General features: G+C 65.6%; 8 protein-coding genes. 6 read left to right on the plus strand and 2 right to left on the minus strand.

Annotated elements, in window-relative coordinates; translation table 11 throughout:
• The first annotated feature begins 4 nt into the window (after window positions 1-4).
• From J2T07_RS08730 to J2T07_RS08740, 3 genes are all read left to right on the plus strand, one after another.
• Complete coding sequence (locus J2T07_RS08730; protein WP_306849030.1) at window positions 5-3,247, plus strand: efflux RND transporter permease subunit; 3,243 nt, start codon at window positions 5-7, stop codon at window positions 3,245-3,247.
• Window positions 3,248-3,381: 134 nt separating this feature from the next.
• Complete coding sequence (locus J2T07_RS08735; RefSeq protein ID WP_306849032.1) at window positions 3,382-6,516, plus strand: efflux RND transporter permease subunit; 3,135 nt, start codon at window positions 3,382-3,384, stop codon at window positions 6,514-6,516.
• Window positions 6,517-6,799: 283 nt separating this feature from the next.
• Window positions 6,800-9,037: an NADP-dependent isocitrate dehydrogenase gene (locus J2T07_RS08740; protein WP_306849034.1), complete on the plus strand. Its 2,238-nt coding sequence runs from the start codon at window positions 6,800-6,802 to the stop codon at window positions 9,035-9,037.
• Between the two features lie 91 nt (window positions 9,038-9,128).
• On the opposite strand, the gene J2T07_RS08745 is transcribed toward J2T07_RS08740, so the two are convergent.
• Together J2T07_RS08745 and J2T07_RS08750 are read right to left on the minus strand one after the other, a co-directional pair.
• Window positions 9,129-10,076, minus strand: coding sequence for an aldo/keto reductase (locus J2T07_RS08745; protein ID WP_306849036.1), 948 nt, complete (start codon window positions 10,074-10,076; stop codon window positions 9,129-9,131).
• Window positions 10,077-10,139: 63 nt separating this feature from the next.
• A complete protein-coding gene (locus J2T07_RS08750; protein ID WP_306849038.1) occupies window positions 10,140-10,334 on the minus strand; it encodes a hypothetical protein in 195 nt (64 codons plus the stop codon).
• Between the two features lie 118 nt (window positions 10,335-10,452).
• On the opposite strand from J2T07_RS08750, the gene J2T07_RS08755 reads away from it, so the two are divergent.
• From J2T07_RS08755 to mgtA, 3 genes are all read left to right on the plus strand, one after another.
• A complete protein-coding gene (locus J2T07_RS08755; RefSeq protein ID WP_306849040.1) occupies window positions 10,453-11,361 on the plus strand; it encodes a LysR substrate-binding domain-containing protein in 909 nt (302 codons plus the stop codon).
• Window positions 11,362-11,644: 283 nt separating this feature from the next.
• Window positions 11,645-11,824, plus strand: a complete 180-nt coding sequence (locus J2T07_RS08760) for a hypothetical protein (RefSeq protein ID WP_306849042.1) — start codon at window positions 11,645-11,647, stop codon at window positions 11,822-11,824.
• A 156-nt stretch (window positions 11,825-11,980) separates the two neighbouring features.
• A complete protein-coding gene (gene mgtA / locus J2T07_RS08765; protein ID WP_306849044.1) occupies window positions 11,981-14,608 on the plus strand; it encodes a magnesium-translocating P-type ATPase in 2,628 nt (875 codons plus the stop codon).
• Window positions 14,609-14,707: the final 99 nt, after the last annotated feature.

A 14,707-nucleotide genomic window follows, 5' to 3' on the forward strand; every position in this document is an offset into this window, starting at 1 on the left:
GAACGTGGGTTTCTCGACACTCTTCATTCGCCGGCCGATCGCCACCTCGTTGCTGATGGTGGCGGTCCTGTTGCTCGGTATCCTCGGCTACCGGCAGCTTCCGGTGTCGGCGCTGCCGGAGATCGACGCGCCCAGCCTTGTCGTCACCACGCAGTATCCGGGTGCCAGCGCCACCACCATGGCGGCCCTGGTCACCACGCCGCTGGAGCGTAACTTCGGCCAGATCTCCGGGCTGAACATGATGAGTTCGGACTCGTCGGCGGGCCTGTCGACGATCGTCCTGCAATTCAACATGGACCGCGACATCGACATCGCCGCGCAGGACGTGCAGGCCGCCATCAACCAGGCGCGCGGCACCTTGCCGAACAACCTGCCTTATCCGCCCGTCTACAACCGCGTGAACCCGGCCGACGCGCCGATCATGACGCTGATGCTCACCTCGGACAGCCGTGCGCTGCGCGACGTGAACAACTTCGCCGATTCGATCCTCTCGCAGAAGCTCTCGCAGGTGCAGGGCGTCGGCCTGGTCTCCATTGCCGGCAACGTGCGTCCGGCCGTGCGTATCCAGGTGAACCCGGCCCAGCTGGCCAATCTCGGTCTGACCATGGAGGACGTGCGCAGTGCGCTCACCCAGGCCAACGTCAACGCGCCCAAGGGCACGCTGAACGGCAAGACCCAGTCGTACAGCATCGGCACCAACGACCAGCTGGCCGATGCCGCCGAGTACAAGGGTACGATCATCAGCTACAAGAACGGCGCTCCCGTGCGCCTGTCCGACGTGGCGAATGTGATCGACGGCGTGGAGAACGACCAACTCGCCGCATGGGCGAACGGCAAGCCGGCGGTGCTGCTCGACATCCGCCGCCAGCCTGGCGCGAACATCGTGCAGACGGTGCAACAGATCCGCCAGACCATCCCCGACCTGCAAAAGGTGCTGCCGGCCGACGTTCACCTGCAGGTGTTCTCCGATCGCACCATCACCATCCGTGCGTCGGTCGAGGATGTCCAGTTCACCCTGATCCTCACGATCTGCCTCGTCGTGGCGGTGATCTTCGTCTTCCTGCGCCGCCTGTGGGCCACGGTGATCCCGTCGGTGGCCGTGCCCTTGTCGCTGATGGGTACGTTCGGCGTGATGGCCTTCACCGGCATGTCGCTGGACAACCTCTCGCTGATGGCGTTGGCGGTTGCGACCGGCTTCGTCGTCGACGATGCGATCGTGATGATCGAGAACATCGTCCGCTACATCGAGCAGGGCCAGGACGCCAAGACCGCCGCCGAGGTGGGCGCGAAGGAGATCGGCTTCACGGTGCTCTCGCTGACCGTCTCGCTGATCGCGGTGTTCCTGCCACTGCTGTTGATGCCGGGCGTCACCGGCCGCCTGTTCCACGAATTCGCCTGGGTGCTGACCATCGCCGTGGCGATCTCGATGCTGGTCTCGCTGACGCTCACGCCGATGATGTGCGCGTATCTGCTCAAGGCCGACCAGCTGCCGGACGCGGACGATGCCCACGAACACGCCGCGGCCGCCGGCAAGCACACCACCTGGTCGCGCATCGTCGATGGCTACGGCCGCAGCCTCGACTGGGTGCTTGCCCACCGGCCGCTGACCATGATCGTCGCGGCGCTCTCGGTGGCGCTCACGGTCGTCCTGTACATCGTGATCCCGAAGGGGCTGCTGCCCGAGCAGGACACCGGCCTGATCACCGCCGTGGTGCAGGCCGACCAGAACGTCGCCTTCCCGCAGATGGAGAAACGCACGAAGGCGGTGGCCGACGCGCTCGGCAAGGATCCCGCCGTGTCCGGCGTGGCCGCCTTCATCGGCGCCGGCTCGGTCAATCCGACCCTCAACCAGGGTCAGATCTCGATCGTGCTGAAGGATCGCGGCGACCGCGACAGCCTCGACGAGGTGCTTCCGCGCCTGCAGGAAGCCGCCTCGCACATCGCCGGCGTGGCGCTGTACCTGAAGCCGGTACAGGACGTGACACTGGACAGCCAGGTGTCCGCCACCGAGTACCAGTATTCGCTGTCCGCCGTGGATTCGACCGCGCTGGCGGGTTATGCGCAGCAGATGACATCGGCCTTGCGCAAGCGCGAGGAACTGGCCGATGTCGACAGCAACCTCGCCGACAAGGGCAATGCGCTGAAGCTCACCATCGACCGCGACAGCGCCAGCCGCCTGGGCGTGCCGGTGCAGACCATCGACGACACGCTCTACGACGCCTACGGCCAACGGCAGATCTCGACGATCTTCACCCAGCTCAACCAGTACCGCGTGGTGCTCGAGGTCTCACCGGAATATCGCACCAGCACCGACCTGCTGAACAAGCTCACGGTGCGCGGCAACGGCAACGGCGCGCTCACGGGCTCCAACGCCACCAGCTTCGGCCAGCTCACCTCGAGCAACTCGGCCACGCCGGCGGGCATCGGCAATACCGGCAACGTCGGCTTCCAGGTCGGCGGTGGCGGCACGATCCCCCTGGCCGCGCTGGCCAGCGCCGAGGTCACCAGCGCGCCGCTGGTGGTCAGCCACCTGCAGCAGCTGCCGGCGGTGACCATCTCGTTCAACCTGGCGCCTGGCTACTCGCTGTCATCGGCGGTTGATGCGATCCACGAGGTGGAGAAGGAGCTGAACTTCCCGCCGGAAGTGCGCGGCCAGTTCATCGGCAAGGCGGCGGAGTTCTCGTCCTCGGTCGGCGACGAAGTGCTCCTGCTGCTGGCCTCGATCATCGTCATCTACATCGTGCTGGGCGTGCTCTACGAGAGCTACATCCACCCGCTGACGATCATCTCCACGTTGCCCCCGGCCGGCGTCGGTGCGTTGCTTGCGCTGCTCCTGTGCGGCATGAGCCTGTCGGTGGACGGCATCGTCGGTATCGTCCTGCTGATCGGCATCGTGAAGAAGAACGCGATCATGATGATCGACTTCGCCATCGAGGCGAAGCGCACCGGCCTGAATGCACATGAGGCCATCCGCCGCGCCTGCCTGCTGCGCTTCCGTCCGATCATGATGACCACCGCGGCGGCGCTCCTCGGTGCGCTGCCCCTGGCCCTGGGCAACGGCATCGGTTCGGAGCTGCGCAAGCCGCTGGGCGTGTCGATCGTCGGTGGCCTGCTGCTTTCGCAGCTGGTCACGCTCTACACCACGCCGGTGATCTACCTGTACATGGAGCGTTTCTCCGACTGGCTGGCCGAGCGCAAGCGACGACGCGCCCTGGCGCACGGCATCGAAGCGCAGACCGCGGGCTGATGACGGATCGCCCTCCCCAAGGAAATACCTCCTTTTCGCCGGACGGTTCGCCGCCCGGCGAAACCTTTTTCCGGTTGGCGCGTTAGGCAGGGAATGCCCAATGCCATCCCGCTCCCCATGAGCCGCTTCGCCCCATGAACATTTCCGGCCCCTTCATTCGCCGTCCCATCGGCACGTCGCTGCTGGCGATCGGCATCTTCGCGGTCGGCATCATCTGCTATGCGTTGCTTGGCGTGGCCGCGCTGCCGAACATCCAGTTCCCGGCGATCTTCGTCCAGGCGCAGCAATCCGGCGCCGACGCGAGCACGATGGCCTCCACCGTCGCCGCACCGTTGGAACGCCACCTGGGCCAGGTGCCGGGCGTGGAGTCCATGCGCTCGAACAGTTCCGAAGGCAGCGCCTTCGTGTTGTTGTTCTTCCAGAACGGCACCAACATCGACGCCGCCGCGCGCGACGTGCAATCCGCCATCAACGCCGCCCAGCCCGACCTGCCGACGGGGCTGTTGAACGCGCCGTCGTACACCAAGGCCAATCCGAACGACGATCCCATCATCGTGCTGGCGCTCACGTCCGACACGGTGGCGCCGACCGCGCTTTATAACGTGGCGGATTCGATCCTCGCCCAGCGCTTGCGCCAGCAGGAGGGCATCGCCACCGTCGATATCGCCGGCAGCGCCACGCCCGCGATTCGCGTGGACGTGAACCTGCGCGCGCTGAATGCGATGGGACTGTCACCGGACCAGTTGCGAAATGCGCTCACCGCCGCCAACGTGACCTCGCCGCAGGGCTTCCTCAGCGACGGCGTCACCACGATGGCGGTAACGGCCACGGATTCGCTGCATACGGCCGAGGAGTTCGCCAACCTGATCATCGGCGTGAACAATGGCGTGCCGATCCGCCTGTCGGACATCGCCAAGGTCTACGACGGGCAGCAGGATGCTTACCAGGCAGCCTGGTTCAACGGCAAGCCCGGCATCCTGATGTACGTCTACAAGAAATCCGATGCGAATGTCATCGAGACCGTGGACCGGATCAAGGCACAGATGCCGACGATGCAGGCATGGCTTCCGGCGGGCGTGCAGCTGCATTCGTTCTTCGATGGCACGCCGACCATCCGCGCTTCGCTGCACGAGGTGCAGGCCACGCTGCTGATCAGCCTCGCCATGGTCATCATGACGATGGCGTTGTTCCTGCGGCGGTTGGCGCCAACCGTGATCGCGGGCCTCGCCGTGCCGCTATCGCTGGCCGGTGCGTTCGTGGCGATGTATGCGTTCGGTTATACGCTGAACAACCTCACCTTGCTGGCCCTGGTGATCGCGATCGGTTTCGTCGTCGACGACGCCATCGTGGTGATCGAGAACGTCATCCGGCACATGGACGAAGGCATCCCCCGGTTCGAAGCGGCCTTGCTCGGTGCGCGCGAGATCGGCTTCACCATCGTCTCGATCACCGGTTCGCTGGTGGCGGTGTTCATTCCGTTGCTGCTCGCCCCGGGCATCATCGGCATGTTCTTCAAGGAATTCACGGTCACCCTGGTCGCCGCGATCGTGGTGTCGGCCGTCGTGTCGCTGACCCTGACGCCTTCCTTGTGCGCCCACTTCCTCACCGCGCACAAGGACGACAAGCCGGAATCGAAGCTGGGCCAGGCTCTGGAGCGGATGCACGAGCGCCTGCTCGGGATGTACCGGGTGGCCCTGGACTGGACCCTGCGCCACGCCCTGCTCATGGCCATCACGCCATTGGTCCTCGTCGGGGTGACCTTCGTGCTCGCCGGCATGGTCAAGGGGGGCTTCTTCCCGCCGCAGGACACCGGCCTGATCGGGGCCCGCGCCACGTCCAGCTCCACGGTGTCGTTCGGGGAGATGAAGGTACGCCAGGCCCGCCTTACCCAGATGCTGCTGGACGACCCCGCCGTGAAGGCGGTGGGCTCGCGCCTCGGCACCAGCCGTACGGGTTCCAGCGGTTTCTTCAACATCGAACTGAAGACCATGGCGGAAGGGCGCAAGGAGAGCACCTTCGTCGTGCTCGACCGGTTGTCGGCCAAGGCCAACAAGTATCCCGACCTCAACCTGCGCCTGCGCCCGATCCAGGATCTGCCCACTGGCGGTGGCGGTGGCAACACGCAGGGCGGCCAGTATTCGGTGTCGCTGAAGGGCAACGACATCGTCGAGTTGCAGACGTGGCTTCCCAGGCTGGTCGATGCGCTGAAGAAGAATCCGATGCTGAAGGACGTCGGCAGCGATATCGATGCCGCGGGCCTGCGCCAGAACATGGTGATCGACCGCGATACGGCGGCACGCCTGGGCGTGTCCATCGGCGACATCGACGGCGCGCTCTACAACGCCTTCGGCCAGCGGGCGGTCTCGACGATCTACTCGGACATCAACCAGTACCGCGTGATCGTCAACGCGCTGCCGCAGATGGCGGCCACGCCGGAATCGCTGAACCAGATCTACGTACGCTCCAGTTCCGGCGCGATGATACCGATGACCGCGGTGACCAGGCAGGTGCCGGGGCTCGCGCCCACCCAGATCGTGCACGAGGACCAGTACACGAGCATGGGGGTCAGCTTCAACCTCGCGCCCAACGTCAGCATGGGGGAGGCGATGGAGATCATCCAGAAGACGATCGACGGCATGCGCATGCCCGGTGACATCCGGCTCGACGCCGGCACCGACTTCCGCCGCTTCCAGCAGTCGCAGAGCGACATGCCGCTCCTGATCCTGGCCGCGATCGTCACCGTCTATCTCCTGATGGGCATGCTCTACGAGAGCCTCATCCATCCGGTGACCATCCTCTCGACCCTGCCCGCCGCGGGCGTGGGCGCGCTTGCCGCACTGGTCATCACCGACACGGAATTGTCGGTGGTCGCGATGATCGCCCTGGTGCTGTTGATCGGCATCGTGAAGAAGAACGCGATCATGATGATCGACTTCGCCCTGGTGGCGCAGCGCGAGCACGGGCTCGACTACAAGGGCGCCATTCGCGAGGCCTGCCTGGTCCGCTTCCGCCCGATCATGATGACGACGATGGTGGCGATCCTGGCTGCCACGCCGCTGGCGATCGGCCTGGGCGAGGGCGCCGAACTGCGCCGGCCGTTGGGCATCGCCATGATCGGCGGCCTGGTGATTTCCCAGAGCCTGACCCTGCTCTCCACGCCGGCGCTGTATGTGATCTTCGCCTGCCTGTCGGAGCGCTGGAAGGCGCGCAAGGCAAGGCGGCTGGCGCGGAAGAGGGAGCGGCGCGCCCTGCGCGCCGCCGGTACCTGAATCACTCGCAAGGTTGGTTCCCACCGAGCCGAAGAATCGCCGACAGGGCCGGCCCCCACCAGGCTCGCGCTCTCGCCTTGGTGGGGGCCGGCCCTGTCGGCGATAGGTGCTGGCCCAGACCCCACCTTTCCCATGCGGCATGACGGCCGTGCCTCCGGATCGCTTTCCCCCTCCCGCCGAATCGGGCCACAATGGACAGGTTTCCCGCTCGCCGGTGCGCCCTCGAGGCCTGCGCTGGCGAGCCCCATGACCTGGCCCACTCAAGCATAAGGCTCGCCGAATCATGTCCAGCTCGCCCAAGATCATCTATACGCTCACCGACGAAGCACCGTTCCTCGCCACCGCTTCGTTCCTGCCGATCGTCGAGGCCTTCGCCGGCACCGCGGGCGTGGCGGTGGAAACGCGCGATATCTCGCTCGCTGGCCGGATCCTGGCGCAGTTCCCGGAGCGTCTCACCGATGCGCAGAGGATCGGCGACCACCTCGCCGAGTTGGGACAACTGGCCACCACGCCGGAAGCCAACATCATCAAGCTGCCGAACATCAGCGCCTCCGTGCCGCAGATGAAGGCCGCCATTCGCGAACTGCAGTCGCAGGGCTACCACCTGCCCGACTACATGGATGCCCCGTCGACGGACGAAGAGAAGGAAATCAACGCGCGCTACGGCAAGGCCATGGGCAGCGCCGTGAACCCCGTGTTGCGCGAAGGCAACTCCGACCGCCGCGCACCGCTTTCGGTCAAGAACTATGCGCGCAAGCATCCGCATCGCATGGGCAAGTGGTCGCCGGAGTCGAAGTCGCACGTCGCGCACATGGATGGCGGCGATTTCTACGGCAGCGAGAAGTCGTCCACGCTGGACAAGGCGGGCAGCCTGCGCATCGAGTTCGCTGGCAAGGACGGCGCGACGAAAGTCCTGAAGGACAAGCTCGCGGTGAAGGCCGGCGAGATCGTCGATGCCTCGGTGATGAGCCGCAAGGCGCTGGCAACCTTTATCGATACCCAGATCGCGGACGCGAAGGCCAAGGGCGTACTGTTCTCGCTGCACCTGAAGGCCACGATGATGAAGGTCTCCGACCCCATCATGTTCGGCATCGTCGTGCGCGAGTTCTACAAGGACGTGCTGGCGAAGCACGCCGACACGCTCAAGCAGGTGGGCTTCGACGCCAACAACGGCATCGGTGATCTCTATGCACGGCTGGACAAGCTCGACGCGGGCACGCGTGCGCAGATCGAGTCCGACCTGCAGGCTGAGTATGCGCAGCGCCCGGCATTGGCGATGGTCAATTCCGACAAGGGCATCACCAACCTGCACGTGCCCAGCGATGTGATCGTCGACGCCTCGATGCCGGCGATGATCCGCGACTCCGGCTGCATGTGGAATGCGGAAGGCAAGTTGCAGGACACCAAGGCGGTCATTCCCGATCGTTGCTACGCCGGCGTCTACCAGGCCGTGATCGAGGATTGCATCGCGCACGGCGCATTCGATCCGGCCACGATGGGCAGCGTGCCGAACGTCGGCCTGATGGCGCAGAAAGCCGAGGAATACGGCTCGCACGACAAGACCTTCCAGGTCCCCGCCGACGGCACGGTACGCGTCGTCGCGGACGATGGCACCGTGGTGTTCGAACACGCCGTCGAGGCGGGCGACATCTGGCGCATGTGCCAGACCAAGGATGCGCCGATCCAGGATTGGGTGAAGCTCGCCGTCCAGCGCGCGCGGCTGTCGGCGACGCCGGCGGTGTTCTGGCTGGACAAGAATCGTGCGCACGACGCGCAGGTCATCGCCAAGGTCGAGCGCTACCTCAAGGACCACGACACCAGTGGCCTCGACATCCGCGTGCTTCCGCCGGTGGAGGCGACCAGGTTTTCGCTCGAGCGCATCCGCAAGGGCGAAGACACCATCTCGGTCACCGGCAACGTGCTGCGCGATTACCTCACCGACCTGTTCCCCATCATGGAGTTGGGCACCTCCGCGAAGATGCTCTCCATCGTGCCATTGATGGCCGGCGGTGGCCTCTTCGAGACCGGCGCGGGCGGTTCGGCACCGAAGCACGTGCAGCAGTTCGTCGAGGAAGGCTACCTGCGCTGGGATTCGCTGGGGGAATTCCTGGCCCTGGCCGCGTCGCTGGAGCACCTGGCCGAGCGCTACGACAACAAGCACGCCCGCGTGCTGGCGAAGACGCTCGACCAGGCCAACGGCCGCTTCCTCGACAGCAACAAGTCTCCCGCCCGCAAGGTCGGCGAGATCGACAATCGCGGTAGCCATTTCTACCTGGCGATGTACTGGGCGGAAGCCCTGGCCGCCCAGGACGACGATGCGGAACTGAAGGCCAGGTTCGCCGCCGTGGCGAAGACCCTGGCCGAGAACGAGGCGAAGATCGTCGCCGAACTCAACGGCGCACAGGGCAAGCACGTGGAGATCGGCGGCTACTACCACCCGGACATGAAGCGGGTGAGCGCCGCCATGCGCCCCAGCGCCACGTTCAACGCGGCTCTGGACGTGTTGGTGGCCTCGCGCTGACCGGTATGTGAGCCGCAGGCACCCATCGCCGCTGAAGCGGCTCCCACAGGAGGCTCCGATGGGGCCTGCGGGAAAGGCCCGGGGCCGCCAGTCAGTAGTCGCTGGCGGCCTTCAGGGTCGCCAGGTCCGCCGGCGTCAGCTCGAGTGTCGCCGCCTTCGCGATCTCGTCCAGTTGCTCCAGCGACGTGGCACTGGCGATGGCGGCGGCGATCGACGGTTGCGCCATCACCCATGCCAGCGCCACCTGTGCCGGCTTCGCATCGTGCGCCCTTGACACCTCGTCCAGTGCCGCCAGGACGCGATACCCGCGGTCGTTGAGGTACGCCTTCACCTTGCCACCCCGGGCGCTGCTCTTGGCCAGGTCCGCTTCGCTACGGTATTTGCCGCTGAGGAAGCCGCTCGCCAGCGAGTAATAACTGATCACGCCGACTTGCTCTTTCACGCACAGCGGTTGCAAGGCTTCCTCGAAGCCCTTGCGATCCATGAGGTTGTACTCCGGCTGCATCGACTCGTAACGCGCCAGGCCCTTCGACGCACTGGTGCTCAGGGCGTCGGCCAGTCGCGTGGCGTCGTAATTGGACGCACCGATGACACGTACTTTCCCGGTCTTCACGAGGTCGTCGAATGCGCGCAACGTCTCCTCGAGAGGCACCTTCGGGTCGTCCTCGTGCGACTGATAGAGGTCGATGTGGTCGGTTTGCAGGCGGCGCAGGGAATCCTCCACCGCCTCCTTGATATTGGTGGGCGCCAGCCCGGGATAACGCGCCCACTTGCCCACCTTGGTGGCGATGACGACCTTGTCGCGCTTGCCGCTCTTCTTCAGCCATTTGCCGATGATCGTCTCGGACTCGCCCCCCTCGTTACCCGGCACCCACGCCTCGTAGACATCGGCCGTGTCGATGAGGTTGAAGCCGTGGTCGACGAAGGCATCGAGGAGGTCGAACGAGCGAGGCTCGTCGGCGCTCCAGCCAAAGACGTTGCCGCCGAAGGCAAGCGGGGCGACCCGCAGGGGCGAACGCCCGAGGTTGCGTAACTTCATGCGTCATCTCCGATAAGGGCGGAAATGCCCATGATGACGCAAGCCAGGTTCAGGCGGCGTGTTTCAGCAGGTGGCGCAGGCAGGACTTCCCGGCAGTCTCGCCGTGGCCTTGACGGTTTCCTTGCGAGTGGTCGCCGGAGCTCTTGGAACGCCCGCACCGCGATCGACTACGGTGTCCTCACGGCCCAGCCGGAGCACCAGTTCGCGGTCGACGATGTGGCCGTGCATGAAGGCAAGGCCGGTGAAGATCGATGCCATGACACCCTCCCATTACACCGTTCGCAACGACTTGCGGCTTTCGGTGAGGTAAAGGGTGCCCGTTCTAACGCGGGCCAAAAAGCGATATGTTTGCAACCCGGCCTTGAGGAATTTTCACATGTCCCGCCTCCCGCTCGGTCTGCTTCAGGGGTTCGTCCTGGTCGCCCGCACGGGGAAGCTGTCGCGCGCGGCGGAACAGCTGAACCTTACCGTCAGCGCGTTGAGCCACCAGATCCGCAACCTCGAGGAACGCCTCGGCCGCTCCTTGTTCGACCGTGGGCCGCGTGGCGTCACCCTGACCGCTGACGGCGCCCACCTGCTGGAAGCCATCGGCCATCATTTCGAAGGTATCGAGCATGCCTTGGGCCGTTTCGAGGGAAGGCACCAGGATGCGGTGACGCTGAGCGTGCTGCCGTCGGTCGCGTCGAGCTGGCTGGTCCCCCGGCTGCCAAGGCTCGTCGGCAAACATCCCGAACTGGAACTCAGCCTTCACTCATCGGTGTCGGTGGTCGACTTCGATCGCGAATCGACGGTGGACGTGGCGTTCCGCTACGGTCTCGGCGCATGGCCGCGGACAAAGGCGGAGCGCCTGTTCGACGAGTACATCGTGCCGATCGCCAGCCCATCCCTGGTGCGCCGCATGGGCGGCCTGCCGGACACCTCGCTTGCGGGTTGGCCCTTGCTCGGCGATCCATCGGGCCGCTGGAACGACTGGGCCGAAACCTTCGGCATGCCACTGCCGTCGCGCTATGTCGCGCGCTTCGACAACACCGAGCACTTGCAGCGCGCGGTGCTCGAAGGCATGGGCGTGGCACTGGGCCGCCTCGTCATGGCGCGCTCGCTGATCGAGTGCGGGGCGTTGACGGTGCTGTGCAAGGAGCGCATGCGTGTCGCCGAGGCGTACTACCTCGTCTACCCGAAGCGCTCGGAATCGCACAGCGGCGTGGCGCGTTTTCGCGAGTGGTTGCTGGGCGAGGCGGCCGAGTACGAAGCGGGCATCAAGCACGGCTTGCCCCTGCCGGCCTGAATCTTCGCGGCCCGCGAATTTCGCTTGACCGCGCTTCGCCGCGGCGCGACAATTCCCCGGCTACCGTACGGGGTCTCGTGCGGCAGTAACCCTCTTAGCTTATCCAGGCATATGGACGTCTACCCTAGTCGACGCGCCGGTTCCCGCACGCATCGGGTCCCGGCGCTGGCAAAACTCATCGCCCGCGGCGACCGCACCCGGTCGGCCGGCGCTTTCCTCCGCTAGGGAAAGTCCGGCTCTCCTCGTCGGAAGCCGTGAGCTTCCGTTATTCGAGGATTGAGCCATGAACCTCCAGCTCGACAAGACCGCGCCGCGCATGTTCGGCCGCCGTCTCGCTTTCGCACTCGCCCGCCGCCGCGCCACCGGCCCGGTGCCGGCCAAGCGCACGATCACCGTGCCGCGTTCGCTCGACACTGCTGAAAGCTCGTTGAAACCCGCGGATGGCAAACTTCCGAGGCCATGAACAGCGACATAGACACTACGGCGCGGCTTACGCCGTCCGCCGTCGATATCCATAGCGACACCGAACGTCGGCCCCGCGCCGGCGCGCTCGCCTTCGGCTAACCGCCGGCGGCCGCTCGCGCCTGACCGGACCGCGCGTCCGGAGAGGTAGCGAGCCATGAAGATCCACACCTCGCAGGCGGCCGTCGCCGCCAAGATCTACACCCAAGCCACCGCGGACGCCTATCGTCCCGCGGATGAACTGCTGCGTGCGCTGGATGCCCGGCCGGACGGTCTCGACGAGGCCGCCATCGCCGAGCGTCTCGATCGTGATGGCATCAATGAGGTGGGTCACGAGAAACCGCCGCACTGGTCGATCCAGTTGCTGCGTGCTTTCCGTAACCCCTTCATCATCGTGCTGCTCGTGCTCGCGGGGGTGCAGCTGTTCACCGAGCCCGACGATGTCACCGGTCCCGTCATCATCGCGGTGATGGTGGCGATCAGCGTGCTGTTGTCGTTCACCCAGGAGTTCCGTTCCTCGCGTGCGGCGGAGAAGCTGAAGGCGATGGTGCGCAACACGGCCACCGTCACCCGCCGCGCGGACGACGGCCACGCCGAGCGCATCGAGGTGCCGGTCGAGGAACTCGTCGTCGGCGACATCGTCCACCTCGGCGCCGGCGACATGGTGCCGGCCGACTTGCGCCTGTTGGCGGCGAAGGACCTCTTCATCAGCCAGGCGATCCTCACCGGCGAGTCGATTCCGGTCGAGAAGGCCGCACCCAACGGCACCACGGCCGGCGATACTTCGTCCGGGCCACTCGACCTGCCGACGATCTGCTACATGGGCACCAACGTGGTTTCCGGCACCGCCACCGCCGTGGTGCTGGCGACGGGCGGGCGCACCTACCTGGGATCGTTGGCGCACACCCTTTCGGGCGAGCGCGTGCAGACCAGCTTCGACCGGGGCATCTCCTCGGTGAGCTGGTTGTTGATCCGCTTCATGGCGGTGATGGTGCCGGTGGTTTTCCTGATCAACGGCTTCGACAAGCACGACTGGGTGGAAGCCTTCATGTTCGGGCTTTCGGTGGCGGTGGGCCTGACGCCGGAAATGCTGCCGCTGATCGTCACCGCCAACCTCGGCAAGGGCGCCCTCGCCATGTCGAAGCGCAAGGTGGTGGTGAAGCGCCTCAACGCGATCCAGAACTTCGGTGCGATGGACGTGCTGTGCACGGACAAGACCGGCACCCTGACGCTGGACAAGATCGTGCTCGAACGCCACGTCGACCTCAATGGCGACGATTCGGACGAGGCGCTGGAGTACGGCTACCTCAACAGCCGCTTCCAGACCGGCCTGCGCAACCTGATGGACAAGGCCGTGCTGGCTCACCGGGATCTCGAACCCGTGGCGCACCGCTTCCACGTGGTGGACGAGATCCCGTTCGATTTCCAGCGCCGCCGCATGTCGGTGGTCGTGGCGGACGGGAAGGGCGAACAGCTGCTGGTCTGCAAGGGCGCGGTCGAGGAGATGCTGGCAATCTGCAGCGAGGCACGCATCGGCGACGTGACCGAGTCGATGACGGCGGAGAAGCGCACGGAGATCCGCGCGATGACCCGTCGCCTCAACGAAGACGGCCTGCGTGTGCTGGTCGTGGCCGTCCGCCGCGATCCGACGGGTGATCGTGCCTATGGCGTGGCGGACGAGCAGGGCCTTACCGCCGTCGGCTGCCTGGCCTTCCTCGACCCGCCGAAGGACTCGGCCGCCACCGCCATCCGCGCGCTGAACCACCATGGCGTGGCGGTGAAGGTGATCACCGGCGACAACGAGGCGGTGACGCGGAAGATCTGCACCGAGGTCGGCCTCGACGTGGAAGCGTCGGCCCAGGGCCGCGACATCGAGCAACTGGACGACGAGGCGCTCGACGCGATGGTGGAAAAGACCACCGTTTTCGCGAAGATGTCGCCGGTGCAGAAGGCTCGCGTGGTTCGCTCGCTCCAGCGCAAGGGGCATACCGTCGGCTTCCTGGGCGACGGCATCAACGATGCTCCCGCCCTGCGCGATGCCGACGTGGGTATCTCGGTCGATACCGCGACGGATATCGCGAAGGAGTCGGCGGACATCATCCTGCTGGAAAAGAACCTCATGGTGCTGGAGGAGGGTGTGATCGAGGGACGGGTCACCTTCGGCAACATCATGAAGTACATCAAGATGACCGCCAGCTCGAACTTCGGCAACGTGTTCAGTGTGCTCGTGGCAAGCGCCTTCCTTCCGTTCCTTCCGATGCTGCCGTTGCAGATCCTCGTGCAGAACCTGCTCTACGATCTCTCGCAGCTGTCGATTCCGTTCGACCGCATGGACGAGGAGTACCTGCGCCAGCCACGCAAGTGGGACGCCGGCGACATCGGCCGCTTCATGGTCTGGATCGGCCCGGTCAGCTCGGTGTTCGACATCACCACGTTCTGGCTGATGTGGCACTGGTTCGGCGCCAACGACGTCGCGCACCAATCGTTGTTCCAGTCGGGCTGGTTCATCGAGGGCCTGCTCTCGCAGACCCTGATCGTGCACATGATCCGTACGCGGCGCATCCCGTTCCTGCGCAGCATGGCGTCCGCGCCCGTGCTGGCGTTGACCGGCGCGATCATGGTCGTCGGCATGTTGATTCCTTACTCGGGCCTCGGCGCGCGCATTGGCATGCATCCCTTGCCGGGCATCTATTTCGCGTGGCTGGCGCTGACGCTGGTGTGTTACTGCGTGCTCACGCAGGTGGTGAAGACGATCTATATCCGGCGCTACGGGCGCTGGCTATAGATCCTTCCTACTTCGCGGCTGGCCGGGTGGCTACACGCGGGCGTGGGCGGAGAGGGACATACGCGCTTTCGCGATGAGCGTTTCATGGTGGCTCCTCAA

Origin of the sequence: Luteibacter jiangsuensis (assembly GCF_030812295.1) — a bacterium.
GTDB lineage: Bacteria > Pseudomonadota > Gammaproteobacteria > Xanthomonadales > Rhodanobacteraceae > Luteibacter > Luteibacter jiangsuensis_A.